This is a genomic window from uncultured Sphingomonas sp. (assembly GCF_964250165.1).
GTDB lineage: Bacteria > Pseudomonadota > Alphaproteobacteria > Sphingomonadales > Sphingomonadaceae > Sphingomonas.
The window spans coordinates 43,842-67,202 of the sequence record NZ_CAXUEK010000003.1; the positions used below are offsets into that span (position 1 = coordinate 43,842).

The following is a 23,361-nucleotide window of genomic DNA, read 5'->3' on the forward strand; positions in this document are numbered from 1 at the left end:
GTGTCGCGTAGAAAACATCCGCAAAGGCCCCGTAAATCGTAGCTAATCTATGTTACACGCAGGCGGATTAACCCCTCCTGCGCGACGCTCGCGACCAGCCGGCCGTCGCGGCTGAAGATGCTGCCGCGATTCATGCCGCGCGCGTGCCCCGCCCAGGGGCTGTCGGTCGCGTAGAGCAGCCAATCGTCGGCGCGGACCGGCTCGTGCAGCCACACGGCGTGATCCAGGCTGGCGCTCTGCATCCCCGGCGTCGTCCAGGCGACGCCGTGCGGCATCATGCTGGTCGCCATCAGTGCCATGTCGGAGGCGTAGACGAGGACCGCGCGGTGCATCGCGGGATCGTCGCCGATGGAGCCGACGGCGCGGAACCAGCTGAAGTTCACCGGCTCCCGCTTCTCCGCGCCATACCAGCCGCGCGGGTAGAGCGGACGCACGTCGATCGGGCTGTTCCAGCGCAGGAAATTGGCCCGCATCCGCTCGGGCACCTGCTCGGCGACCTCGGCGCGCAGCTCCGCCTCGGTCTTCAGCTCTTCCGGCGGCGGCACGTCGGGCATCGCGTTCTGGTGGTGCAGGCCGCCCTCCTCAACCTGGAAGGAAGCGGCCATGTTGAGGATCGGCTGGCCGCGCTGGGTGGCGATGACGCGCCGGGTGGCGAAGCTCTTGCCGTCGAAGTCGCGCACGACGCGGTAGACGATCGGCAGCGAATCGTCGCCGGCGCGCATGAAGTAGGCGTGAAGCGAGTGAGCGATCTTGCCGTCCGCGGAACGCTGCGCCGCCTGCAGCGCCTGCGCGACCACCTGCCCGCCGAACGCCCGGCCGCGGCCGCCGGGCAGCTTGGCGCCGCGATACAGGTCGGTGTCGATCTCCTCGACGTCGAGGAGATTGACGAGCATGGCGGCGAGTGCCTCGGGGCCGCGCGGTCGGCCGGTGGCGGGATCGTCCTCGAACATCAAAAGCCTGCCGCGCGCGCGAGCTTGTCGGCGTGAAAGTTGGCGTCGCCGAACAGCTCGGCAAGCGCGCGGTGGCGCTTCATGTAGAAGCCGATCGCATATTCGTCGGTCATGCCGATGCCGCCGTGCATCTGGACGCCCTCCTGAACCGCCAGCGCGGTGGCGAGCGCCGCCTGCGCCTTGGCAACCGATACCGCCTCGTCGGCGCGATCGGACCCTGAATCGAGCAGCTGCTGCGCCTTGAGCACGGCGGCGCGCGCGACCTCCATCTCGGCGTACAGATGCGCGGCGCGATGCTGGAGGGCCTGGTAGCTGCCGATTACCGTGCCGAACTGCTTGCGCTGCTTGAGGTAGCCCACCGTCATGTCCATCGCGCCGCCGCCGACCCCTAGCAGCTCGGCCGAGGCACCGGTGCGGCCGGCGCGGAGCAGGCGGTCGAGCGGGTCGCGCCCGGCGTCGACCTCGCCGATCACCGCGTCGGCATCGACCGCCACGCCATCGAACTCCAGGCGGGCGGCGATGCTGGCGTCAGCGAGGCGTTCGGGTGTGGCGGTCAGGCCCGCCGCGTCCTGTTCCACCGCGAACAGGGTAATGCCCGCCTCGTCATCGGCCGCGCCGGCGGTGCGCGCGGCGACGATCAGCAGGTCGGCGACATGGCCGTGGGTCACGAACCGTTTGGCGCCGGTCAACCTGAAGCCGTTGCCCGACCGCTCGGCCTTGAGCCCGACCGCCTCGCGGTGCTTCGCGCCCTCATCGACCGCCAGCGCCGCGACCGTCTCGCCGGCGACGATGCCGGGGAACCAGCGCTCCCCCTGCGCGGTGCCCTGCAGCGCCGCGACCGCGGCGACCGCGGTGGCGAGGAACGGGGAGGGGCTGAGGTTGCGTCCGATCTCCTCCAGCACCACGCCCGCCTCGACATGGCCGAGACCCAATCCGCCCTGCTCCTCGCCGATCAGGATGCCGGTGAAGCCCATCTCGGCGAACTGCTTCCACAGGTCGCGCGAGAAGCCGGTCGGATCGTCCGCATCACGCAGCGCGCGCAGGTGCGCGACGGGTGCGGCGTCCGCCACGAAGTCGCGTGCGGTATCGCGGAGCATCTGCTGTTCGTTGTTCAGGTAGAGGGGCATTTTCGTTTCCCTTTGTCCCTCTCCCTGCAGGGAAGAGGGTGGCCGAGCGTAGCGAGGTCGGGAGAGGGGCTGCGTGTTCATCCCCTCGCCCTGGCGCCTCCGGCGCCTGTCCCTCTCCCCTGAAGGGAGCGGGACTCAAGCGCCCGGCAGCTCCAGGATCCGCTTGGCGATGATGTTGAGCTGCACCTCGCTGGTGCCGCCCTCGATCGAGTTGGCCTTGGTGCGCAGCCACGCGCGCGGGGCCGCGCCGCCGTTCGAGCGGTCGCTCTCCCATTCCAGCGCGTCCGAGCCGCCTGCCGCCATCAGCAGCTCGTGGCGGCTCTTGTTCAGCTCGGTGCCGAAATACTTCATCATCGACGGCTGAGCGGGATGTGCCTTGCCTGCCTTGAGCTCGTCGACGAAGCGCTCCGACATCGCGCGGAACGCCTTGGCGCGCACCTCGAACGCGGCGATCTGGCCGCGCAGCAGCGGGTCGGCGAGCTTGCCGTCATGGTCCAGCCCGATCGTCGCGATCGCGCCGGCGACCAGCGGGTTCTCGCCCTGGCCGCCCAGCCCCATGCCCGAGATCATCTCGCGCTCGTGGCCGAGCAGGTATTTGGCGACGTCCCAGCCCTTGTTCTCGTCGTAGACGCGCTGCGACTTGGGTACGCGGACATTGTCGAAGAAGGTCTCGCAGAAGGGCGAATAGCCGCTGATCAGCAGGATCGGCTTGGTCGAGACGCCGGGCGAGGCCATGTCGAACAGCAGGAAGCTGATGCCGCCCTGCTTCGATTCCTTGCTGGTGCGGACCAGGCAGAAGATCCAGTCGGCCTTGTCGGCGTAGCTGGTCCATACCTTCTGGCCATTGACGATGTAATCGTCGCCGTCGGGGACGGCCGAGGTCTGCAGCCCGGCGAGGTCGGAGCCGGCGTTGGGCTCCGAATAGCCCTGGCACCAGCGGATCTCGCCGCGCGCGATCTTCGGCAGGTAGTCGAGCTTCTGCTCCTCGCTGCCGTATTTCAGCAGCGCGGGCCCGAGCATGGAGATGCCGAAGGAATTGAGCGGGTTGCGCGCGCGGATCGCCGCCAGCTCCTCGCGCAGCACCTTGGTCTCGGCCGGGCTGAGGCCGCCGCCGCCATAGGCGCTGGGCCAGTCGGGCACCGTCCAGCCCTTCGCGCCCATGCGGTCGAGCCAGTCCTTCTGCGCCGGGCTGGACGGCGTGAAGTTGCGGCCGCCCCAGCAGACATCGTCGTCCGAGCGCACCGGCTCGCGCATCTCGGGCGGGCAGTTCTCCGCGAGCCAGGCGCGGGTTTCGGAACGGAAGGCGTCGAGGTCGGTCATCGGGGTCACTCCGGGTCAGGCGGCGCGGCGGTATTGGATCATTTCGATCTCGTGGCCTTCGGGATCAAGCACGAAGGCGACGCGCATTGGTCCCATACCGGTCGGCGGGCGATGCGCGGACGCGCCGTGCGCCAGCGCCCTGCCATACGCGGCGTCGACATCGCGGGTCAGGAAGCCGGCGGGGCCGAAGCCGTTGCCGACGGTGATCGCGCGCCCGTCCTGCCACTGCAGCAGCACCAGCGTGAACTTGGCGCCCGGCATGACGAGCATCCGCTCCTCCAGCTCCGGCAGCGACACGGTGTCCGTGACCGAAAAGCCGAACACCTCGGTGTAGAAGCGCACCGCCGCATCGAGATCGGCGACGTTGATCTTGAAGAAGCTGAAGCTGAACGAGACGGCGGGGGTGGCGGGATCGGTCATCGGGTCACCTCATGGGCCGCGCGCGCGACGGCGATGGCGGTGTGATCGGCGAAGGCGTCGGCGATCACCTGGACGCCGATCGGCAGTCCGTCACCGTCGCGGCCGATCGGCACGCTGGTCGCCGGCAGCATCGGGAAGGTGGCGAGGCCGGGAAAGACGAACTGGTGGAAGAATTGCGTGTCCTCGCCGTCGATGTCGAGGCGGCGCTCGGCAAGCGGGGTGTCGTCGTGCGCGAAGGCGGTCATGCCGACGGTGGGCGCGATCACCGCATCATAGCGCTCGAACAGTCGGCGCCACTGACGCAGGTTGCGCGCCTGCTCGTCGTGGAGCTGGTGCCAGGTTTCGAGCGACGTCTCCGGCGCGGCGCCGGGCGGCAGACGGCGCGACAGCGCGACGTTGAGCAGCTGCCAATAGCCCGCATGCTGCCGCTCCAGATCGGGCAGGAGGCCGCTGCCCCGATCGACGGTCCCGCCGGCGCGGGCGAAGGCCTCGCCGAGCGTTTCAAGCGCAGCGACGATGCTGCCCTGCACCTTGGCCAGGGGGTGGCCGGTGAGCAGCAGGACGCGCCACTCGCCCGGTGTGCGGCGCGGGGCGGGCGCGAGCGGGTGATCGGCGACGATGTCGACCGTGGCGGCGAGATCGTCGCCATCGCGCGCGAGCGGGCCGACGACGGACAGCACCGTGCGCGCGCTGTCGGTGCCGGGAAAATAATGGCCGTCGGCGGGCAGCACGCCCCAGCTCGGCTTGTGGCCCCACACCCCGTTGAAGGCGGCGGGCACCCGGATCGAGCCGCCGATGTCCGAGCCGAACTCCAGCGGCACCATACCCGCCGCCACCGCCACCGCCGATCCGCCCGACGAACCGCCCGCGACGCGGCTAGGGTCGACGGCGTTGTTGGTGCGTCCATAGACGGGGTTGTTCGACTGGAGATCGGCGAGCGAGGGCGGCACATTGGTCTTGCCCAGGATGATCGCCCCCGCGTTCTTGAGGCGGGTGACGGCGACCGCGTCCGTTTGGGCGACGAAGCCGCGATGCTCCTCGAACCCGAACGTCGTCGGCAGGCCGGCGACGTCGAAGCTCTCCTTCACCGTCATCGCGACGCCGAGCAGCGGCGCGTCGAAGCCGGTGGCGATCCGCTTGTCCAGCGCCCGGGCGGTGGCGCGCGCCCGGTCGAAGTCGCGCACCACGACGGCGTTGAGTTCGCCGTCGCGCGTCTCGATGCGCGCGATCGTCTCGTCGCAGACCTGCGCCGCCGTCTTATCGCCGGAGCGGACGGCAGCGGCGGTGTGAAGGGCGGAGCGTTCAGCCACGAAGGAAGCCGTCATTCCCGCGAAGGCGGGAATCCATTTTCGCGCAAGTATGCGGCCTGAGATAGATCCCCGCCTGCGCGGGGATGACGGGGCCCTGCATCAGAACCTCTCCCCCGCCGCTGCCTTCTTGCGCAGCAGCGGCGCGACCTCGACACCCTGCGCCTCCAGCCCGGCGACGACCTTGTCCAGCCCGACCGTGTTGGCCCAGAACATCGGCCCGCCGCGATAGACCGGCCAGCCATAGCCGTAGATCCACACCACATCGATGTCGGACGCCCGCTGGGCGACGCCCTCGTCCAGGATCTTCGCGCCCTCGTTGACCATCGGATAGAGCAGCGCGCCCAGGATCTCGTCGTCGCTGTAGGTCCTGCTTTCGTGGCCCCCCTTCGCGCGGAACTCGTCGATGATCTGCTTGACCTCGGCGGACGGCGTCGGATTCCGGTTCTCGTCGTAGTCGTAGAACCCCTTCTTGGTCTTCTGCCCCCAGCGGCCCTTGGCGGCGAGCGCGTCGCGGATGCTCTCGATGCGGGTGGGATCGCGGTGCCAGCCGATGTCGACGCCGGCGAGGTCGCTCATCTGATAGACGCCCATCGGCATGCCGAAATCGGTCAGCACCTTGTCGATCGTCTCGGGCGCGACGCCCTGCATCAGCATGGTATTGGCCGGGCCGCCGCGCTGCGACAGCATGCGGTTGCCGATGAAGCCCGGGCACACGCCCGACACCACCGCCACCTTGCCGATCGGCTTGGCCAGCGCCATCACCGTCGCCAGCACGTCGGGCGCGGTCCTGGCGCCGCGCACCACCTCGAGCAGCCGCATGACGTTGGCGGGCGAGAAGAAGTGCATGCCGATCACGTCGCCCGGCCGCCCCGTCACGTCCGCCATCTCGTTGATGTTGAGGTAGCTGGTATTCGACGCGAGGATCGCGCTCGGCTTGCAGATCGCGTCGAGCTTGCGGAACAGCTCCTTCTTGGCGTCCATGTTCTCGTAGATCGCCTCGATCACGAGATCGCAGTCCTTGAGCTGCGCCAGGTCGAGCGTAGGGGAGAGACGCCCCATCATCTCGTCCACCTTGTCCGCCGTGTAGCGGCCGCGCCTGGCGGAATTGTCGTAGTTGCGGCGGATCACGCCGGTACCGCGATCGAGCGCCTCCTGCGCGGTCTCGACGATCGTCACCGGGATGCCGGCCTGGAGGAAGTTCATCGAGATGCCGCCGCCCATCGTGCCCGCGCCGATCACGCCGACTTTCTTGATGGCGCGGAGCTGGACGTCGGCGGGGAGGTCGTCGACCTTGGCGGCCTGGCGCTCGGCGAAGAACAGGTAGCGTTGCGCGGCCGATTGCGTGCCGCCCATCAACTTCATGAACTCCTGCCGCTCGAACTCGACGCCCTCGCGGAACGATGCGCCCGACGCGGCCTTTTCGATGCAGGCGATGTTGGCGGCGGGCGCGTCGAAGCCGCGCATCTTGCGGCCGTTCGCCTTCCGGAACTCCTCGATCGCGGCAGGGTCCGCCTGCACGGTCTTCTCGGACGCGCGGGGGAGGGGGCGCTTGGCCGCGATCTCCGTGGCGAAGGCGATCGCGTCCGCTCCCAGGCTGTCCTCGCCGACGACCCGGTCGACCAACCCCGCGTCGGCCGCCTGCCGGGCCGAGATCGGGTCGCCGAGCGCGGTCATCTGCACCGCCAGCCTGACGCCCGCGACGCGGGGCAGCCGCTGCGTGCCGCCGGCGCCCGGCAGCAGCCCCAGCTTCACCTCCGGCAGCCCCAGCTTGGCCGAGGGCACCGCGACGCGGTAGTGACACGCCAGCGCCACCTCGCACCCGCCGCCCAGCGCCGTGCCGTGGATCGCGGCGACCACCGGCTTGTCGGCGGCCTCGATCATGTCGACGACCTGCGGCAGCTGCGGCCCCTGCGGCGGCCGCCCGAACTCGGTGATGTCCGCGCCCGCGAAGAAGGTGCGGCCGTCGCAGCGGATCACCATCGCGGCGATCGACGCGTCGGCGACGCCCTGCTTGATGCCGGCCTCCAGCCCTTCGCGGACGCCGGCGCCGAGCGCGTTCACCGGCGGGTTGTCGGAGATGATGACGAGCACGTCGCCGTGACGCTCGGTGCGGATGGGGGAGGGCATGCGATTTCCTTCTGTCATCCCCGCGCAGGCGGGGATCCATTCAGCCCCGAGCGCAGGTGGAGAAATGGATTCCCGCCTGCGCGGGAATGACGATTAGGTCAGCGCCGAATAGATCATCGTCTTCAGCTCGCGCCGGATCGGGTAGAGCGCGGATGGGCTCAGCTGGGTCATGAACACCATGTGCAACCGCTCGACGGGATCGATGAAGAAGGCGGTCGAGAACATCCCGCCCCAATAATATTCGCCGAGCGAGCCCGGCATCATGGTCTTGGCGACATCCTGCACCACCGCGAAGCCGAGCCCGAAGCCGGTGCCCGCGTTCTGCGTCTCGCTGAACAGCGAGCGCGACATCGAGGACAGGTCCGCCTTGTTAGGCAGGTGGTTCATCCGCATCAGGTCGAGCGTCTTGCGCCCGAGCACGCGCGCGCCGTCGAGCGTGCCACCGTTGGCGCACATCTGGCAGAAACGGTGGTAATCGAGCGCGGTCGAGACCAGCCCGCCGCCGCCCGACAGCAGGTTGGGGCGCTTCGCCCAGCCAGACTGGCCGCCCGCATCGAACATGACCCGCTCGCGCTTCTTGGGGTGCCAGACATAGCAGTCGGTCAGCCGCTCCACCTTGTCGGCGGGCACCTGGAAGAAGGTGTCGTCCATGCCGAGCGGCGCAAACAGGCGCTCGTGGAAGAACTGGTCCAGCCCCTGGCCGGACACCCGCTCCACCACCGCGCCGAGCACGTCGGTGGAGACCGAGTAGTTCCACGCCTCGCCCGGTGAGAACTCCAGCGGCAGCTGGCCGAGCGCGGCGACGAACTGCTGCAGGTCGTGCCCGCCATGCCATTCGCCCAGCTTCGCCTCGCGATAGGCGGCGTCGATGTTGCTCCGGTTCTGGAAACCGTAGGTGAGCCCTGACGTGTGCCGCAGCAGGTCGAGCATGCGCATCGGCTCGACGGTCGCCTTGCTGAGGAACGGCACGCCCGCGCCGCCGCCATTATAGACGCCGACGCCCTTCAGCTCGGGCAAGACGTGGTGGACGGGAGTGTCGACCGCGACCTTGCCCTCCTCCACCAGGATCATGAACGCCGCCGAGGTGATCGGCTTCGTCATCGAGGCGATGCGGAACAGGGAGCCTTCATCGATCGCGCCGCCGTCCTCGCGGCTCGCGCCCTGGTGCGAAAAGTGCGCGATCTCGCCGTCGCGCGCGATCAGCAGTTGCGCGTTGGGCAGCTTGCCCGTGTCGAGATAGCGTTCCTTCAGGAACGCGTCGATCCGGGCCAGCCGCTCCGGATCGAAGCCCGACCGCGCGGCGTCCCCCGTCGCCCGCTCCGCGTCCGCCCTGGCCATCCGCTCCATACCTCGATTTCTAACTGCTCGCTCTATCGCCTTGAGCGGGGCATGAATCAACTCTAACCTTGGCGAAACGGCAGCCGCCCGTCGATCGGACATGGAGAGCATAGTGGCCAGCGAACCCGTCATCGCGCTTCCCGCCTCCTGGCCCGCCATGTCGCTCGCCGACGCCGGCGCCGCACTCACCGCGCCGGGCGGCAAGTTCGAAATGGAGACGATCCCCATCCGCGGCATCCCGACGCGAGTGTGGAAGAATGCGCCGCCCCACCTGCGCTTCCTGATCGAGGCATCGGTCGCGCATGGCGAGCGGCTGCTCTCGATCTATGAGGACGAGCGCGTCACCTATGCCGCCAATTTCCGCGCGGTCGCGGTGCTGGCCAACCGGCTTGCCGAGCTGGGCGTCGGGAAGGGTGACCGCGTCGCGCTGGCGATGCGCAACCTGCCCGAATGGCCGGTCGCCTTCTTCGCGGCGACCGCGATCGGCGCGATCATGGTGCCGCTCAACGCCTGGTGGACGGGCGCCGAGCTGGAATACGGTTTAAAAGACTCCGGGGCCAAGGTGCTGATCCTCGATGACGAGCGGCATCAGCGGCTCCAGCTCCACTACGCCGGTCTGCCCGAGCTCCAGCACATCCTGGTCAGCCGCGCGACCGCGCCGCTCGACAGCCCGGAAAGCCATGGGGCGACGCGGCTGGAGGATGTGATCGGCACGCCGCACGATTTCGCGTCGCTGCCCGAGACGGCGCTGCCGCCGGCCGAGATCGTGCCGGACGACGACGCGACGATCTTCTACACCAGCGGCACCACGGGCGCGCCCAAGGGGGCGCTCGGCACCCACCGCAACCTGATGACCAACATCCTGTCGGGCGGTTATTCGGCCGCCCGCTCCTTCCTCCGCCGCGGCGTGCCCATCCCCGAGCCGATGCCGCGCACCAGCCTCACCGTCATCCCGCTGTTTCACGTCACCGCCTGCTCGGCGGGGCTGATGGGGACGATCGCGGGCGGCTCCACCAGCGTCTACATGCGCAAATGGGACCCGGTGCGCGCGATGGAGCTGATCCAGCGCGAGAAGGTCAACATGACCGGCGGCGTGCCGACCATCGCCTGGCAGCTGATCGAGCACCCCGACCGGCACCGATACGACCTCTCCTCGATCGAGGCGATCGGCTATGGCGGCGCGCCGTCCGCGCCCGAGCTGGTCAGGAAGATCTACGAGGAGTTCGGCGCGCTGCCCAGCAATGGCTGGGGCATGACGGAGACGATGGCGACCGTCACCGGCCATTCGGCGGAGGATTATCTCAACCGCCCGACCAGCGCCGGCCCGCCCGTCGCCACCGCCGACCTGGAGATCCGCGACGAGGACGGCGTGACCGTGCTGCCGACCGGCGAGGTCGGCGAGCTGTGGGCGCGCGGGCCGATGATCGTGAAGGGGTATTGGAACAAGCCCGAGGCATCGGCCGCGACCTTCGTCGACGGCTGGGTGCGCACCGGCGATCTGGCGCGGCTGGACGAGGAGGGCTTCGTCTACATCGTCGATCGCGCCAAGGACATGATCATCCGCGGCGGCGAGAACATCTATTCGAGCGAGGTCGAGAACGCCCTTTACGAGCACCCCGCCGTGACCGATTGCGCGCTGATCGGCATCCCCCATCGCACGCTCGGCGAAGAGCCGGCGGCGGTGGTCCACCTCGCGCCGGGCATGACGGCGAGCGAGGCGGAGCTGCAGGCGTGGGTCAAGGCGCGGCTGGCGGCCTTCAAGACGCCCGTCGCGATCCGTTTCGCGACGGAGACGCTGCCGCGCAACGCCAACGGCAAGATCCTCAAGCGCGAGCTTGGGGTGCTGTTCGCGGACCGGATGGAGGCGGCGGCCTAGCTGCGCGTTTCCGTGGCGCGTAGCATCGCGGCTCTCTAGGGGCTGAGCCATGCGCATCGCCATGCTCGCCCCGATCTCCTGGCGCACGCCGCCGCGCGGCTATGGCCCGTGGGAGCTTGTCACCAGCCTGTTGACCGAGGGGCTGGTCGCGCGCGGCATCGACGTGACGCTGTTCGCCACGCAGGATTCGGCAACGGCGGGCACGCTCGCCGGGATCGTGCCCCGCGGCTATTCCGAGGACCCCTCGCTCGACGCGAAGGTGTGGGAGATCGTCCACGTCGCCGAGGTGTTCGAGCGCGCGGCCGCGTTCGACCTGATCCACAACCAGGCGGATTTCGTGCCGCTGGCGTTCAGCCGGCTGGTCGACACGCCGGTCGTCACCACCATCCACGGCTTCTCGTCCGAACGCATCCTGCCCGTCTACCGGCGCTATGACGGTCACGCGCATTATGTTGCGATCAGCGACGCCGATCGGCATCCGGGCCTCACCTATGCCGAGACGATCCACCACGGCATCCGCATCGCCGACTTCCCCGCCGGGCCGGGCGGCGAGGACCTGCTGTTCTTCGGCCGTTTCCACCCCGACAAAGGCGCGGCGGTCGCGATCGATGCGGCAGCGGCGTCCGGCCGCAGGCTCGCCATGGCGGGGCTGGTGCAGGACCAGGGCTATTGGGAGCGCGAGGTGGCGCCGCGCATCGACGGCGAGCAGGTGCGCTATCTGGGCGTGGTCGGCGGCGCGGAGCGGGCGCGGGCGCTCGGTTCGGCGCGGGCGCTGCTTCATCTGATCGCCTTCGACGAGCCGTTCGGGCTGTCGGTCGTGGAGGCGATGGCCTGCGGCACGCCCGTCATCGCCTATCGTCGCGGCTCGATGCCCGAGCTGATCGAGGACGGCGTCACCGGCTTCCTGGTCGACGGGTTCGACGAGGCGGTGGCCGCGCTCGCCCGGATCGACACGATCGATCGCGCCGCCTGCCGCCGCGCCGCCATTGCGCGGTTCAGCGTCGAGCGGATGACGGATCGCTATACCGCGCTATACGAGCGCCTGCTCGCCGGTCGCGACCGGCGCTAGCGGAGGAGAGGGCCAATGTTCAGCCACATGATGGTCGGCAGCAACGATCTCGCGCGATCGAAGCGCTTCTACGACGCGCTGTTCGGCGCGATCGGCGGCAAGCCGGCGCGCGAGGACGACAAGGGCCGGCTCATCTACATGCACAATGGCGGCATCTTCATGGTCACGCCGCCGATCGACGGCGAGCCGGCGACGCACGCCAACGGCGGCACGATCGGCTTCCGGATGGACGACCCGGCGCAGGCCGATGCCTGGCACGAGGCCGGGGTGGCCGCCGGCGGCACGCCGATCGAGGACGCGCCGGGCATCCGCGAGGGTGGCTTCGGCCAGCTCTACCTCGCTTATCTGCGCGATCCGGACGGCAATAAGCTCTGCGCGATGCATCGCGTGCCGGCCTGATCGCTTTGCCGTCGCGCATGACGCTTTCTTGAAATCCGTGACCACAAAATTAGTATAGAACCGGCTCGGCCATGCGTCACATGCGGCGCTGGCCCGGAGGCAGCCGTGGCGATCAAACCGCCCAAGCCCGCGCGCCGTACCCAGGCCGAGCGCACCGCCGCGATGCGGACGCGGATCATGGAGGCGGCGGTGCGATGCCTCTACCGCCAGGGCTATGGCGCGACCACCACCGTCTCGGTCGCCGCCACCGCCGAGGTCAGCCGCGGCGCCATGCTGCACCACTTCCCCAGCAAGGCGGATCTGATGCTGGCGACGCTGACCGAGGTGCTGGAGCTCAACGCGGTGAACTTCACCAAGGCAGCCGACAAGATCGCCGATCCTTGGGAACGCTACGCGGCCCTGCCGGACCTGCGGCTGGAGGTGGCGCTGCAGCCGGCGGGCGTGGCATTCATGGAGATCATGGTCGGCGCGCGCAGCGACGAGGCGGTGCGCAGCCGTTTCGCCGAATTCCGCCAGCAGCTCGGCGCGCGCATCGCGCAGCGCACCGCGGCCTGGGCCGAGTCGGCGGGCGTGAAGGTCACCGCGCGCGACCAGGCCGTCTCGCGCACCATCACGCTCGCCGTGTTCGGGCTCGCCATCCAGCGTCAGGTTTTCCCCAGCCTGGATGTCGACGAGGTGCTGGGCGTGCTCCGGCAGCTCAAGCGCGACGCGATGGAGCCGGCCGCCGCCTGACCCGTTGGGCCCGGATGATCGGCGCCTTGGACGACAGCCCTGACCCTCGCGCCGCGGCCGCCGCGGCGTTCGCCGTCGCGCTCGACGGTTGGGACCGGGCACGTCCGGTGATCGTGGTCGGTCATTCCGACGCGGACGGGCTGGCGGCGGTCGCGATCCTGGTGCGGGCGCTTCACGCGGCCGGCTGGACGGCCGCGCCGCGCATCGTCGGCAAGGGTGAGACGCCGTGGGACAAGCCGCTCGCCGCCGAGCTCGCCGAACGCGCGCCGGGCGGGCTGATCGTCACCGATCTCGGCACGCGGCCCGAGCCGGTGCTGCCGGGCACGCCGACCGTCATCATCGATCATCACGTGCCGACCGGGCGCGCACCCGGCGCGACGGTGGTGAGCGGCAACGGCCTCTCGCCCGAGCCGACGTCGGCGCTGCTCGCCTGGTGGTGCGCGGGCGCGCTGGGCGATCAGGCCGGCCTGCTGTGGCTCGCCGCGCTCGGCCTTATCGGCGACATGGCGCCGCCCTTCCCGGAGCTGGCCGCGGCGGAAGCGCGCTGGGGCAAGACGGCGCTCAAGGACGCGACGGCGCTGGTCAATGCGCCCCGCCGCACGGCGACCGCCGACGCCGGCCCCGCCCTGGCGCTGCTCCTGCGCGGCGACGGGCCGAAGATCGTCACCCGGGAGCCCAGCCCCGAGCGCGACGCGCTGATCGCGGCCAAGGAGGAGGTGAAGGCCGCGGTGGAGGCCGCCCGGCGCACGCCGCCGCGGGTCGTGGGCGATGTCGCGCTGATCCGTTTCAGCTCGCCCTGCCAGATCCACCCGCTGATCGCGCAGCAATGGCGCGGGCGGCTCAAGGACAAGATCGTTCTCGCCGCGAACGACGGCTATCGCGACGGCTGGGTCCACTTCGCCGCGCGCTCCGCCACCGGACGCGACCTGATCGACTTCCTGGCCGCGCACCGGCCTGCCGGCGCGGACGGCCGCTACGGCGCCGGCCATGCGCAAGCGACCGGCGGCGCGCTTCGCCTCGCCGAGTGGCGCGCCTTCGCCGCCGGGCTCGGCTTCTCCGAACAGCAGGCCGCCGCATGACCCGATCGCCCGAACGACCGCTGCGCCTCGGCTTCCCCGTCAAGATCATGGGGCGCCCCGACCTGAAGACGCAGGACACGCGGCGCTGGCAGAAGGGGCCGCACCTCAAATGCTCGCTGGAGCTGCTCGACCGGGTGCTCGACTATCTGGCGAAGGAGCGGCTCGACATGTACCGGCTGTCGTCGGACATCGCGCCCTATGCCACGCATCCGGACCTGCCGCAGTTCCACAATATGGTCGCCGACAGCGATGCGGAGCTGGGGGCGTTCGGCGCCAAGGCGCGCGCGCTCGATATTCGGCTGTCCTTCCACCCCTCGCAATATGTGCTGCTCAACAGCCCCGATCCCGAGCTGACGCGCAAGAGCATCTGGGACCTGGCGAGCCAGGCCGAGATGCTCGACCGGATGGAGCAGGGGCCCGAGGCGGTGCTCGTGACTCATGTCGGCGGCGTCTATGACGATCGCGAGGCGAGCCGCGCGCGCTGGATCGACGGCTGGAATCGGTGCCCCGAGCATGTCCGAGCGCGGCTGGTGCTGGAGAATGACGACATCCGCTTCTCGGCGGCGGACGTGCTGTGGATCCACGAACGCACGGGCGTGCGCTGCGTGTTCGACTATCAGCATATGTGGTGCCTCAACCCCGAGCGGCTGGACATGCGCGAGACGCTGGAGCGCATTCTCGCCACCTGGCCCGCCGGCGTGCGCCCCAAGATCCATTTCTCCAGCCCCCGCACGGAGCTGCGCGAGTTGAAGCAGAAGATCACGCCCAGGCAGCGCGCCGCCGCCATGGCGGGCCGGGGCCGCGCCAAGGCCGGCGAGCTGCTCAAGGCGCCGGTCAAGGCGACGGCCCGGATCAAGACGGTGCTGCGCCCGCCGATCTGGACGGGCCACGCCGATTTCACCAACCCCTTCGAGTTCGCGACCTTCATGCGCATGGCGGACGGGCTGGAATTCGACGTGATGATGGAAGGCAAGTCCAAGGACCTGTCGCTGCTGCGCCTGCGTCCCGACCTGTTGCGCTTCGCCCCGGACGTGGCGGCGCGCTTCGGCGTCACCCAGGCGGATGCCGCCGCGCTCGCCGCCGACGAGGCGGCGCTGGAGGCGGGCGTCGACGCCGAGGCCGAGCCCGATGTCGACGAGGGCGCGGCGCTGCTGGCGGCCGAATAGGCCCGCTTGCCCGTATGCCCGCAGATGATGCATGGGGACGTTCTTTGACGGGGAGAAGCCATGCGGCGTGACGCGCTGGTCTGGAGAGTCGAGCAGCACCTGGCGCTGACGCCGCAGGAGCGGAGCGCGCTGGAGTCGATGAACCGTCGCGAGCTGAAGCTCCGGCCCGGCGGCACGCTGATGGTTCAGGACGAGCCCAACGAGTATCTCTACGTTATCCAGCAGGGTTGGACGCATTCGTCGCGTAACCTGGTGAACGGTGCCCGCCAGATCGTCGCCTTCCATTATGCGGGCGATCTGGTCGGCACGTCCTCGATCGCCTGGAGCCTCGCCACCAACACCATCCGCGCGGTGAGCGACTGCATCGTCTCCGAGCTGACCAAGCCCGATCTGGGACGGCTGTTCGCAGGCGAGCCGCGGCTGGCGGCGGCGCTCTATGCGATCAACGTCGCCGACTTCGTGGCGATGGGCGACCGGCTGACCTCGATCGGTCGCATGGGCGCGATCGAGCGGTTGACCGTCCTGCTCCTCGACATCCTCGGCCGCCTGCGGGTGACCGCCGGCGGCGTGGTCGACTCGTTCGATCTGCCGCTGACGCAGCAGGACATCGGCGACGCGGTGGGGCTGACCAAGGTGCATGTCAGCCGCACCTTCGGCGAGATGGAGCGGCGCGGCCTGATCGTGCGCAACGGCCGCCGCGTGAAGGTGCTGCAGGAGCGCGAGATGGTCGCGATGACCGGCTTCGTCGACCGGCACGGGGTAATCGAGACCGACTGGATCCCGCTGTCCCAGGCGGTGGCGGCCTGAGCCGTCAGCGCGGCTTGCCCGAGTCCTGCCAGCGCGGGAGGACGGCCGGCGCGGGCGGCAGATGGTCGTCGTTCGGGGCGGTCGCGGGCGTCGGGACGCTGCGGGCCTGGGCATCGGTGGGCTGGATCGCGAGTGCGGTGGCGGGCGCCGGAGCCGTAAGCGGCCGCGTGGAGATCGGCGGCGCGACGAGCCAGGCAGGCGGGCTGGGAAGCGGCTCGCCGCCGGCATAGACTTGCCGGAAGGCGGCGGACGTGCCCCAATAGCCCGGCCAGCGGTGGAAGAGGTGTGCGCCGACCGCGCCGGTCATCACCATCGCCCGGTTCCACGCCGGGGTCACGGCATAGCTGTGATAGTGGGTCGCCAGCCCGACAGGTGCATAGACATAGCCGGTCAGCGCCGCCGCGGCGATCTGCGCCGCGCGCGCCCAGCCGCTGCGCGACGGGGCGCGCGCCAGCGCGCCGTCGCAGGCGAAGGAGAACTGGCAGCCCGCATGCTCCGAGCGCTGATAGACGACGCCGCAGACGGTCGCCGGAAAGGCGGGGTGGCGGACGCGGTTGAGCACCACCTGCGCCACCGCGCGCTGGCCGTCCGCCGGCTCGCCGCCGGCTTCATAATAGACCGCGTCGGCCAGGCATTGCAGCGCCCGCGCCTGATCGGGCGCAGCGATGCGGGCGAGGGAGAAGCGCCGCGCGGCGACCACGCCCGGCTCCGCCGCGATCAGCGCCGCGGCGGCGGCGAGCGGGATCGGCAGCGGCGGCAGCGCCGTCGTCCCCGTCGCGTCGGCAGGCGACGAACGGGTCGGCAAGGCCGCTGCGATCGGCAGCGCCTCCGGAACGGGCTGGATCACCCGCTCGCCACCAGGTGTTGCGCCGCGCGGATGGGCCTGAAGGGCGCGCCAGGCCGCCTGGCTCACCGCCCACCCCGCGACGGCGAGCGACAACGCGAGCAGGAGCAGCCATCCCTCCCACAGCCGCGCCGCCACGTCCCGTCGCACCCTCATGCGCCCGGTGTAGCGGGTCGGAGGTTACCCGTCCGCTGTCGTCTCGGCCGCGTCCCGGCGCGGCACATAGCGGCCCCGCGTCAACCCATCGCAGCCCGGCGGCTCAGCGCAGCGTCGCGCTGTCCAACTGGACCGCGCCCTGCGGAATCACCTCCAGCTGCGGGTGCGCGCGCTTGAGCGGCTCGAGAAACGCCTTGGCGTCGCCGACCACGACGATGCTGGCCGCCGCCGGATCGAGCGCGGCCGCCGCGGCGCGCGTCGCCGCTGCGGGATCGACCGCCGCCACCTTGGCCGCATATTGCCCGATCTCGGCGAGCGGCACGTCCTCCAGCAGATAATCGGCCAGCACCGACGCCAGCCCGCCGGTGGTCTCCACCGCGCGGCCGTAATCGCCGAGCAGCGACGCCTTGCGCGTCTCCAGCTCCGCCGCGGACGCCGGCGTGCGGCCGAGCTTCGCCATCTCGCCCTCGACCAGCGCCACCACATCCGCCGCGCTCTCGTTCTTGGTCTGGGTGCGCGCGGCGACGATGCCGCCCAGCCGCCGCGCCGAGATGCCGCTGCTCGCGCCATAAGCGAGCCCGCGCTTGACGCGGACCTCCTGGTTCAGCCGCGCCGAATAGCCGCCGCCTAGCACCGCGTTGGCGACCAGCAGCGGGTAATAGCCCGGATCGGCGCGCGCGACGCCCGGCCGGGCGACGACGACCCCCGCCTGGCCGGCGGCGGGCATGTCGACGACGATCGTGCGTGGCGCGGGCGGGGTCACCGGGGCGGCCGGCGCCGTGGCGGCGTCCGTTGGCGCGGACCAGCCGCCGAACAGCCGGGTGGCGAGCGCCTCCGCCTGTGCCGGCCTCACGTCGCCGATCATCAGCAGCGCGGCGCGATCCGGCCTGTAGCCGCCCGCATAGGCGCGGCGCAGATCGTCGGGGGTGATCGCCTTCAGCGAGCCGGGCGTCCCCGTCAGCGGCGCGCCATAGGGTGCATCGCCGAACACCGCCCGCGTCGCCACCAGGCTCGCCAGGCCGGCGGGATCGGCGAGCTGGACGGTCACGCCGTCGATCGCCTGCGCGCGCGCCCGCGCGATCTCGGACGGCGCGAAGGCGGGGTGCTCGGCGACATCGGCGAGCACGGCCATGCCGCGCGCCAGCTGGTCCGACTTGACCGTCAGGCTGAGCGTCCCGCCGTCGCGCGCCGCGCCCGCGCCGATCGAGCCCCCGAGCGACTCGATCTCCTCCGCGATCTGCGTCGCCGATCGCGTGGTCGTGCCCTTGGTCAGCAGGTCGGCGGCGAGGCTGCTCGCACCCGCGCGCCCGGCCGGGTCGGTCGCCGCGCCGCCGCCGGTCACCAGCGCCGCGGTCACGAGCGGCAGGTCGTGGCGCTCGACGGTGACGACCCGCAGCCCGTTGGCCAGCCGCATCTCGACCGGGTGCGGCGACGTCGCCCCGATCAGCGGGCCGGGCACGGGCAGCGGGACGCGGTCGCCGGGCGATGCGGCGGTCGCGACGACGAGCTGCGCGGGACGCGGCACCGGCGTGACCTGAACCGTCGGCGCGATCGCGATCGGCGCGTCGGTGGCGCCCGCCGGCTTCGCCGCGAGCGGCAGGTAGCGGATCGCGGCGGACTGGGCGTCGTTCAGATAGCGTCGCGCGACCCGCTGCACGTCCGCCGCCGTCACCCGGTCGATCGCCGCGAGCTGCCGATCCGCGGCGCGCGGATCACCGTCGACCACGACCGAGTTGGCGAGCGTCGTGGCGCGGCCCTCGGCCGTCTCCCGGCTGCGGATCGCGCGGGTGACGATCTGGTTCTTGGCGCGCGCCAGCTCCGCCGCCGTCGTCGGCGCGTCGCGCAGCCGCGCCACCTCGCGCCGCAGCGCCGCTTCGCCGTCGGCGACGCTCTTGCCGCCCGCGATCACCGCATAGGCGACCAGGTTGCCCGTGCCCTCGCGCGTGTCGAGGAAGGTGTCCGCCGCCTGCGCCAGCCCGTCGCGATAGACCAGGCTCTGATAGAGCCGCGAGCTTTCGCCCGTCGAGAGGATCGCGTCGAGCACCGCCAGCGCGGCATAGTCCGGGTCGCGATCGGCGGGGACGTGCCAGCTCAGCAGTACCGCCGGCAGCGGCACGTTCGCCTCGTAGACGGTGCGCGATACCGCCGCCGTGCGCGCCGGCTCCACTGCGGTGACGCGCGGAATCGCGGTCGACGGTCGCGCGATCGGCCGGAAATACTGGTCGACCCAGCGGTCGAGCTGGGCGGAATCGAAATTGCCCGCGACCACCAGCACCGCATTGTCCGGCCGATAATAGATCTGGTGGAACGCCCGCACGTCGTCGATCGACGCCGCGGTCAGGTCGGCGAGATTGCCGATCCCGGGCCGCGCATAGGGGTGCACGGTGTAGGAGAGCTCGGGATAGTAGATCGCCAGCAGCTTGCCGTACGGATCGGCGAGGGTGCGCTGGCGCAGCTCCTCCTTCACGACGTCGCGCTCGGACGCATAGCTCGCCGGGTCCACCACCAGCGCCGCCATGCGATCGGCTTCGGCGAACAGCAGGCGCTGGAGGTGATTGGCCGGAACCACCTCGTGGTATTCGGTATAGTCGTCGGCGGTCGACGCGTTGTTGTTGCCGCCGACATCCTCCGTCAGCCGATCGAACTGCTCGGGCGCCAGATTGCGCGTCGCCTTGAACATCAGGTGCTCGAACATGTGCGCGAAGCCCGAGCGGCCGGCCGGATCGTCCTTCGAGCCGACATGATACCAGACCTGGACGGAGACGTTGGTCGTCTTCGTGTCGCGAATGGCGAACACGCGCAGGCCGTTGGGCAGCGTCCGCTCGGTGAACGCGATCGGCGCGACCGCGGGCGACGCGGACCGGGACTGGGCGTGAGCGGGGATCGCCGCGGTGGCGAGCAGCAGGGCGGCGAGGGGGCGGAGGTGACGCATGGCGCTAGCCTACTCCGCCGGCCGGCCGCGGGAAAGCGGCATCCCGTACTCGCATGATGGCGCGGGAGTTGGACCTAGCCGGTTTGAAGCGCGCAACATCTTACCTTCCCCGGAGGAGGCAGGGCCCAGTATCGGACCGTTCGTACCTGGGCCCGGCCTTCGCCGGGGAGGCGATCAATCCCCATCCTGCCGCCGGAACCAGCGCCGCGCCTGCGCGACGCGCGCGGGGTCAGGCGTTGTCACGCTCGCCGCGCCGGCGGGCGTAGAGCACCGCGGCCGCCACCGCCGCTGACCCGATCGCCGCGCCCAGGCCGATGCGCGCCAGCGGCCAGCTCTTGGTCTTGTCCGCCACGGCGCGCTCGGCGACGCGGGCGTGGGCCTTCACTTCCGCGAGTATCTCGTTCGGGGCATCGTCGTCGGTCTGGTCAGTCACGCGGCCTCTCCTGTGCGGCTCCCCCCATAACGCGCTCGAAACGCGTTGGCGAACGCCGCGAGCCGCGCGTCCGCAATCGCGGCGCGAAGGTCCGCCATCAGCGTCTCGTAGAACCAGATATTATGCTCGGTCATCAGCATCGCACCCAGAATCTCGCCGGCGCGCACAAGGTGGTGGAGATAGGCGCGGCTCCACGTCAGGCAGACGGGGCAGGGGCAATCGGGATCGAGCGGCCCCTGATCCTCGGCGTGGCGGGCGTTGCGGATGTTGAGCGGCCCGTCGTGCGTGAACGCCTGGCCGGTGCGTCCCGAGCGCGTCGGCAGCACGCAATCGAACATGTCGACGCCGCGCTCCACCGCGCCGACGATGTCGGTCGGCTTGCCGACCCCCATCAGGTAGCGCGGCCGGTCGGCCGGCAGCTGGCCCGGCGCGACATCGAGACAGGCGAACATCGCCTCCTGTCCCTCGCCGACCGCGAGGCCGCCGATCGCATAGCCGTCGAAGCCGATCGCGGTCAGCGCGTCGGCCGACGCACGCCGCAGCCCCTCGTCGAGCCCGCCCTGCTGGATGCCGAACAGCGCGCCGTCGCCCTCATCGCGCCCGAAGGCGTCGCGCGACCGCTGCGCCCAGCGCATCGACCGCTCCATCGCCGCCGCCACCGCGTCGCGCCCGGAGGTGGTCGGCACCAGCTCGTCGAAGGCCATGGCGATGTCGGAACCGAGCAGCCGCTGGATCTCCATCGAGCGTTCGGGGCTGAGCAGATGGCGCGCGCCGTCCAGGTGCGACTTGAACGCGACGCCCTCCTCCGAGCGGCTGGTCAGCTCGGCCAGGCTCATCACCTGATAGCCGCCCGAATCGGTCAGGATCGGCCGCTCCCAGCCCATGAACCGATGCAGCCCGCCCAGCCGCGCCACCCGCTCGGCCGTCGGCCGCAGCATCAGGTGGTAGGTGTTGCCCAGGATGATGTCCGCGCCTGCCGCCGCCACATCGGCCGGCTTCATCGCCTTGACCGTCGCCGCGGTGCCGACCGGCATGAAGGCGGGCGTGCGGATCGCACCCCGGCGCATGATGATCGTGCCGGTGCGCGCCTTCCCGTCGACGGCATGGATGGCGAACGCGAGGGGCTGCGGCATGGGCGCGCGCTGTGGCGGAGCGGCGGTCGCCTGTCTATTCGGGTGCTGCGCCGCCGCGTCCACGTCCGCGGCCGCGCCGCCCTTCGGAGCCGCCGCGCTCGCCCGCACCCGCGCGGATGGTGAGTAGCTCGGCGCGGGTCAGGAAGCCGTCATGATCCCGGTCGAGCCGATCGAAGATGCGGCCGAACTGCGCCAGCAGCTCCGCCTCGGTGATCTGGTTGTCGCCGTCGGCATCCGTCTCGAACGGGCTCGGCAGCGCGTTGCGGTCGCCCAGCCAGCGCTCCGCCCAGTCGGCGAAGGCGAGATAGCCGAGCCTGCCGGTGTGGCCGGTGTCGATCGCCGCGAAGGTGCGCCGCAGGCCCGCCGCCATTTCCGCGCGGCTGGTCCGCCCGTCGCCGTCGGCGTCGAAGGTCGCGAGCAGCATCGCCGCGGGCTCCACCACCATCGTGGCGGGCGGCTGCGGCGGCACGGCCGGGCGCGGCTGGGGAGGAGGCGCGGCGGCCTGGAGCAGCAGGGCGAGCAGCATCGGCGAAACTCCGCATGGGGCGGGGTCGCTGTAGCCGCATTCGCGATCCTTTGCCTGAACAAAGCACTGCGCCTTGCCCTTGGGCACTCCGGCGCGGTTGAGGCGTTCAGTGACCAGGAGGAGCCATGTCCGACATCGACGAGAAGGGCGACGAAGCCACCGAGAACGCCGCAGCGATCAAGCGGGTGGAGGCGACGCAGCACGGCGCGCGCGGCAATGTCCACAGCGAGCCCGACGCGCCGTCCGATGACGAGCCGCCGCCGCCGCTGCCGAACTGACCGCGGGGCGATCACGGCGGCGGCAGCGGGGCGATCGCCACGCGCTGGTGGATCGGATCGGCCGACCAGATAGGATCCGCCACGTCCGCCGTCTCACTCCCGCCGCACCACGTCGCCGCCTTTCATCACCAGGCGCACGTGTTCCAGCGCAGCGATGTCGACGGCCGGGTCGCCGACTACCGCCACCAAGTCCGCGGTCAGCCCCGGCCGAATAGCGCCCAGCGTGTCGGCCAGGCCCATCACCGCGGCATTGCCGCTGGTGGCGATGCGCAGCACCTCGATCGCGGGCAGGCCATAGGCGACCATCAGCTCCTCCTCGCGGGCGTTGCGCCCATGCGCGAACACGCCGGTGTCGCCGCCCGCGCACAGGGTGACGCCCGCCTTCACGGCGGCGGCGAAGCTGGCGCGCTTGGCGACGACCGCCGGCGGCTCGGGCGCCTGGCCGTTCCAGCCGCGATAGTGCTGGATGGCGTCCGTCGCGGCGAGCGTGGGGCAATAGGCGGTGCCGCGCGCCTTCATCAGCCGGAACACTTCGGGCGTGCCGGCGTCGCCATGCTCGATCGTGTCGACCCCGGCTTCGACCGCGCGGCGCATGCCCTCGGCCGTGCCGGCATGCGCGGCCGCCTTGCGGCCCGCGTCGTGCGCCGCCTGCACCGCGCCCCGCATCTCCTCGATCGTGAAGGTGGGGGTGGAGCCCGCATTCCCCTGCCAATGATAGTCGGCGTAGAGCTTCACGACGTCGGCACCCTCGCCCATCTGGCGGCGCGCGGCCTCGGTGACCCCCGCGCCGCTCGCCTCCTCGGCCCCCTGGGGGACGGCAAAGGCGTAGCCCTTGGGGCCATAGGCGCCGGTGGCGACGATCGCGCGATTCGCGGAGAGCAGGCGCGGACCGGGAACGATGCCGTGCTCGATCGCCAGCTTCAGCCCCTGGTCGGCATTGCCCGCCCCCTCGGTGCCGAGATCGCGAACGGTGGTGAAGCCCGCCATCAGCGTGGCCCGCGCCGCCGCCACCGCGCGCGCGGTGCGCAGCGCAAGCGGCTCGTGGAGCACCTGCTCGTCCCAGCTCGTCTCGTCATACGGGTGGAGGAAGAGGTGGACGTGGCTGTCAATCAGGCCGGGCAGCAGCGTGGTGCCGGGGAGCTTCACCTCCTCGCCGCCGGGCGGGAGCGGCACGTCCGGGCCGACGGCGGCGATCTTCCCGTCCGCCACCAGCACGCGCCAGCCGGTATGCTCGGCACCGTCGGTGGCGGTGAAGACGCGGTCGGGTTCGAGCAGCAGCGGGTGGGCGGGCGCCGCAGCTGTAGCGGCGGCAAGGAGGATGGCGGCGATCATGCCGGTC

The 23,361-nt window shown here is 70.9% G+C and carries 21 protein-coding genes; 8 read left to right on the top strand and 13 right to left on the bottom strand.

Annotation, left to right across the window (positions count from 1 at the left end; translation table 11 throughout):
* Window positions 1-47: 47 nt before the first annotated feature.
* The 7 genes from ACFE64_RS01110 to ACFE64_RS01140 all read right to left on the bottom strand — a co-directional run bounded on the left by ACFE64_RS01110 (window position 48) and on the right by ACFE64_RS01140 (window position 8,601).
* Window positions 48-950, bottom strand: a complete 903-nt coding sequence (locus tag ACFE64_RS01110; protein ID WP_375390598.1) for an acyl-CoA thioesterase — start codon at window positions 948-950, stop codon at window positions 48-50.
* Entirely contained in the window at window positions 950-2,077 is a 1,128-nt protein-coding gene (locus ACFE64_RS01115) for an acyl-CoA dehydrogenase family protein (protein ID WP_375390599.1), read from the bottom strand. The genes ACFE64_RS01110 and ACFE64_RS01115 overlap by 1 nt, the downstream gene beginning before the upstream one ends.
* A gap of 135 nt (window positions 2,078-2,212) precedes the next feature.
* Window positions 2,213-3,397, bottom strand: coding sequence for an acyl-CoA dehydrogenase family protein (locus ACFE64_RS01120; RefSeq protein WP_375390600.1), 1,185 nt, complete (start codon window positions 3,395-3,397; stop codon window positions 2,213-2,215).
* 15 nt (window positions 3,398-3,412) lie between these two features.
* Window positions 3,413-3,817, bottom strand: coding sequence for a VOC family protein (locus ACFE64_RS01125; protein WP_375390601.1), 405 nt, complete (start codon window positions 3,815-3,817; stop codon window positions 3,413-3,415).
* Window positions 3,814-5,127, bottom strand: coding sequence for an amidase family protein (locus tag ACFE64_RS01130; RefSeq protein ID WP_375390602.1), 1,314 nt, complete (start codon window positions 5,125-5,127; stop codon window positions 3,814-3,816). Before ACFE64_RS01130 ends, ACFE64_RS01125 begins: the two co-directional genes overlap by 4 nt.
* A 99-nt stretch (window positions 5,128-5,226) precedes the next feature.
* Window positions 5,227-7,254 carry a 3-hydroxyacyl-CoA dehydrogenase NAD-binding domain-containing protein gene (locus ACFE64_RS01135; RefSeq protein WP_375390603.1) on the bottom strand — a complete coding sequence of 676 codons (2,028 nt, stop codon included), beginning with the start codon at window positions 7,252-7,254 and terminating at the stop codon, window positions 5,227-5,229.
* A 93-nt stretch (window positions 7,255-7,347) separates the two neighbouring features.
* On the bottom strand, window positions 7,348-8,601 hold the full coding sequence (locus ACFE64_RS01140) for a serine hydrolase domain-containing protein (RefSeq protein WP_375390604.1): 1,254 nt from the start codon (window positions 8,599-8,601) through the stop codon (window positions 7,348-7,350).
* 91 nt (window positions 8,602-8,692) lie between these two features.
* On the opposite strand from ACFE64_RS01140, the gene ACFE64_RS01145 reads away from it, so the two are divergent.
* The 7 genes from ACFE64_RS01145 (at window position 8,693) to ACFE64_RS01175 (ending at window position 15,720) form a co-directional block, all read left to right on the top strand.
* Window positions 8,693-10,468 carry a class I adenylate-forming enzyme family protein gene (locus ACFE64_RS01145; protein WP_375390605.1) on the top strand — a complete coding sequence of 592 codons (1,776 nt, stop codon included), beginning with the start codon at window positions 8,693-8,695 and terminating at the stop codon, window positions 10,466-10,468.
* Window positions 10,469-10,517: 49 nt separating this feature from the next.
* Entirely contained in the window at window positions 10,518-11,537 is a 1,020-nt protein-coding gene (locus ACFE64_RS01150) for a glycosyltransferase family 4 protein (RefSeq protein WP_375390606.1), read from the top strand.
* A gap of 15 nt (window positions 11,538-11,552) precedes the next feature.
* Window positions 11,553-11,936 (top strand): VOC family protein, encoded by a 384-nt coding sequence (locus tag ACFE64_RS01155; protein ID WP_375390607.1) that lies wholly within the window; start codon window positions 11,553-11,555, stop codon window positions 11,934-11,936.
* Window positions 11,937-12,041: 105 nt separating this feature from the next.
* Window positions 12,042-12,668, top strand: a complete 627-nt coding sequence (locus ACFE64_RS01160) for a TetR/AcrR family transcriptional regulator (protein WP_375390608.1) — start codon at window positions 12,042-12,044, stop codon at window positions 12,666-12,668.
* 26 nt (window positions 12,669-12,694) lie between these two features.
* Window positions 12,695-13,747 (top strand): DHH family phosphoesterase, encoded by a 1,053-nt coding sequence (locus ACFE64_RS01165; protein WP_375390609.1) that lies wholly within the window; start codon window positions 12,695-12,697, stop codon window positions 13,745-13,747.
* Complete coding sequence (uvsE, locus tag ACFE64_RS01170; RefSeq protein WP_375390610.1) at window positions 13,744-14,913, top strand: UV DNA damage repair endonuclease UvsE; 1,170 nt, start codon at window positions 13,744-13,746, stop codon at window positions 14,911-14,913. The genes ACFE64_RS01165 and uvsE overlap by 4 nt, the downstream gene beginning before the upstream one ends.
* Window positions 14,914-14,973: 60 nt before the next feature.
* Window positions 14,974-15,720, top strand: a complete 747-nt coding sequence (locus ACFE64_RS01175; protein WP_375390611.1) for a Crp/Fnr family transcriptional regulator — start codon at window positions 14,974-14,976, stop codon at window positions 15,718-15,720.
* 4 nt (window positions 15,721-15,724) lie between these two features.
* On the opposite strand, the gene ACFE64_RS01180 is transcribed toward ACFE64_RS01175, so the two are convergent.
* The 5 genes from ACFE64_RS01180 to ACFE64_RS01200 form a co-directional block, all read right to left on the bottom strand.
* Complete coding sequence (locus ACFE64_RS01180; protein ID WP_375390612.1) at window positions 15,725-16,720, bottom strand: cell wall hydrolase; 996 nt, start codon at window positions 16,718-16,720, stop codon at window positions 15,725-15,727.
* Window positions 16,721-16,823: 103 nt separating this feature from the next.
* Window positions 16,824-19,652 carry a M16 family metallopeptidase gene (locus tag ACFE64_RS01185; RefSeq protein WP_375390613.1) on the bottom strand — a complete coding sequence of 943 codons (2,829 nt, stop codon included), beginning with the start codon at window positions 19,650-19,652 and terminating at the stop codon, window positions 16,824-16,826.
* A gap of 229 nt (window positions 19,653-19,881) precedes the next feature.
* Window positions 19,882-20,085, bottom strand: a complete 204-nt coding sequence (locus ACFE64_RS01190; RefSeq protein ID WP_375390614.1) for a hypothetical protein — start codon at window positions 20,083-20,085, stop codon at window positions 19,882-19,884.
* Window positions 20,082-21,218: a tRNA guanosine(34) transglycosylase Tgt gene (gene tgt / locus ACFE64_RS01195; protein WP_375390615.1), complete on the bottom strand. Its 1,137-nt coding sequence runs from the start codon at window positions 21,216-21,218 to the stop codon at window positions 20,082-20,084. Before tgt ends, ACFE64_RS01190 begins: the two co-directional genes overlap by 4 nt.
* A 34-nt stretch (window positions 21,219-21,252) precedes the next feature.
* Complete coding sequence (locus tag ACFE64_RS01200) at window positions 21,253-21,744, bottom strand: EF-hand domain-containing protein (protein ID WP_375390616.1); 492 nt, start codon at window positions 21,742-21,744, stop codon at window positions 21,253-21,255.
* A gap of 125 nt (window positions 21,745-21,869) precedes the next feature.
* Here ACFE64_RS01200 and ACFE64_RS01205 point away from each other — a divergent pair, with 125 nt between their 5' ends.
* Window positions 21,870-22,022 carry a hypothetical protein gene (locus ACFE64_RS01205; RefSeq protein WP_375390617.1) on the top strand — a complete coding sequence of 51 codons (153 nt, stop codon included), beginning with the start codon at window positions 21,870-21,872 and terminating at the stop codon, window positions 22,020-22,022.
* A gap of 93 nt (window positions 22,023-22,115) precedes the next feature.
* On the opposite strand, the gene ACFE64_RS01210 is transcribed toward ACFE64_RS01205, so the two are convergent.
* Entirely contained in the window at window positions 22,116-23,354 is a 1,239-nt protein-coding gene (locus ACFE64_RS01210) for an amidohydrolase family protein (protein ID WP_375390618.1), read from the bottom strand.
* Window positions 23,355-23,361: the final 7 nt, after the last annotated feature.

Excerpts from the sequence above, each read along its gene's own strand:
- ACFE64_RS01110 (WP_375390598.1), bottom strand. The coding sequence starts at position 950 with ATGTTCGAGGACGATCCCGCCACCGGCCGACCGCGCGGCCCCGAGGCA.
- ACFE64_RS01115 (WP_375390599.1), bottom strand. The coding sequence starts at position 2,077 with ATGCCCCTCTACCTGAACAACGAACAGCAGATGCTCCGCGATACCGCA.
- ACFE64_RS01120 (WP_375390600.1), bottom strand. The coding sequence starts at position 3,397 with ATGACCGACCTCGACGCCTTCCGTTCCGAAACCCGCGCCTGGCTCGCG.
- ACFE64_RS01125 (WP_375390601.1), bottom strand. The coding sequence starts at position 3,817 with ATGACCGATCCCGCCACCCCCGCCGTCTCGTTCAGCTTCAGCTTCTTC.
- ACFE64_RS01135 (WP_375390603.1), bottom strand. The coding sequence starts at position 7,254 with ATGCCCTCCCCCATCCGCACCGAGCGTCACGGCGACGTGCTCGTCATC.
- ACFE64_RS01140 (WP_375390604.1), bottom strand. The coding sequence starts at position 8,601 with ATGGAGCGGATGGCCAGGGCGGACGCGGAGCGGGCGACGGGGGACGCC.
- ACFE64_RS01145 (WP_375390605.1), top strand. The coding sequence starts at position 8,693 with ATGGAGAGCATAGTGGCCAGCGAACCCGTCATCGCGCTTCCCGCCTCC.
- ACFE64_RS01150 (WP_375390606.1), top strand. The coding sequence starts at position 10,518 with ATGCGCATCGCCATGCTCGCCCCGATCTCCTGGCGCACGCCGCCGCGC.
- ACFE64_RS01155 (WP_375390607.1), top strand. The coding sequence starts at position 11,553 with ATGTTCAGCCACATGATGGTCGGCAGCAACGATCTCGCGCGATCGAAG.
- uvsE (WP_375390610.1), top strand. The coding sequence starts at position 13,744 with ATGACCCGATCGCCCGAACGACCGCTGCGCCTCGGCTTCCCCGTCAAG.
- ACFE64_RS01175 (WP_375390611.1), top strand. The coding sequence starts at position 14,974 with ATGCGGCGTGACGCGCTGGTCTGGAGAGTCGAGCAGCACCTGGCGCTG.
- ACFE64_RS01180 (WP_375390612.1), bottom strand. The coding sequence starts at position 16,720 with ATGAGGGTGCGACGGGACGTGGCGGCGCGGCTGTGGGAGGGATGGCTG.
- ACFE64_RS01185 (WP_375390613.1), bottom strand. The coding sequence starts at position 19,652 with ATGCGTCACCTCCGCCCCCTCGCCGCCCTGCTGCTCGCCACCGCGGCG.
- tgt (WP_375390615.1), bottom strand. The coding sequence starts at position 21,218 with ATGCCGCAGCCCCTCGCGTTCGCCATCCATGCCGTCGACGGGAAGGCG.
- ACFE64_RS01200 (WP_375390616.1), bottom strand. The coding sequence starts at position 21,744 with ATGCTGCTCGCCCTGCTGCTCCAGGCCGCCGCGCCTCCTCCCCAGCCG.
- ACFE64_RS01205 (WP_375390617.1), top strand. The coding sequence starts at position 21,870 with ATGTCCGACATCGACGAGAAGGGCGACGAAGCCACCGAGAACGCCGCA.
- ACFE64_RS01210 (WP_375390618.1), bottom strand. The coding sequence starts at position 23,354 with ATGATCGCCGCCATCCTCCTTGCCGCCGCTACAGCTGCGGCGCCCGCC.